The following is an 878-nucleotide window of genomic DNA, read 5'->3' as shown; positions in this document are numbered from 1 at the left end:
ACGGACAGCGAATTGGAAACGGCAAGGCCGTGAACGGAATTCGGGAGAGAAGGCGTCACTGTACCATGGCCGAGACCTCAACGGCCCGAGCGATCTCTGCTTCTGGAGGCAGCCATCAGGTCGTCTCGAGCGTGACTGAAGTCCTGGTTAATGGCCTGACCGACTAGACCACCCCGCTGCAGCTGTTCATAGGAGATTTGCGCGCTTGTCGCACGGACTGCAGCCTCAAGACCTGCTATATGGCCGTCCAGATTCGCATTCCGTTCCGCTGCTGCATACCGCGGCGGAGGCATGTTCTGCAACAGACCATGCAGGTGGGGAAGTGAGCTAGCTTGCGCCTGTTGATTTGCGTCTAATTCATGATACACGGCGATAATGGCATTTTGTGCGTTCTCCTTGACCATGTGGTGATTATGAGGATCAGCCGCCAATTCAATGGCCTGCTCAAAAATGCGGGATTTATTTGCGTCATTAAACTTACCGAAGTTTTGTGAAGCGTAAAGAGCTCCGAGAGCTTGCTCCGGTGGCTCCATGTTGCCAATGCGATTAACAACAGCATCTTGCATCTGTGGCGTTATGTAATTGGCTATACTACTGACCGCTCTGACTTGCTCCAATGCGACGTTATCCGGCTGGTACCCCAATCCGTCTGTCAATTTCCGGGCCAGCTCCATGGCTGATTGTCCGAGCTGATTGGCCCGCCTTTCAAATTTCGCGAGGTCAGTTTCTGGCCCGGGTTGAGTGCCCCGAACGGCTGTCCGCGCTTGCGTCCCGAGGTCTTTGAAGCCCCCAAGATTTCGTGCTGTATCGCGCGGGTTAGCGGTTACCAGCCGTTCTGCTACCTCGCTTAATGCCCCCTCTGGAAGGGACAGGATGTT

General features: G+C 54.8%; 1 protein-coding gene. It reads right to left on the bottom strand.

The features are described from left to right. Positions 1-77: 77 nt before the first annotated feature. The coding region (locus tag AC0L3D_RS36760; protein ID WP_473647542.1) for a hypothetical protein at positions 78-878 on the bottom strand (801 nt) is incomplete at its 5' end.

It is taken from the genome of Mesorhizobium sp. WSM4837 (genome assembly GCF_055811435.1).
Note: the sequence above shows the minus strand (reverse complement) of the source record. Positions and strands in the feature narration are given on the sequence as shown.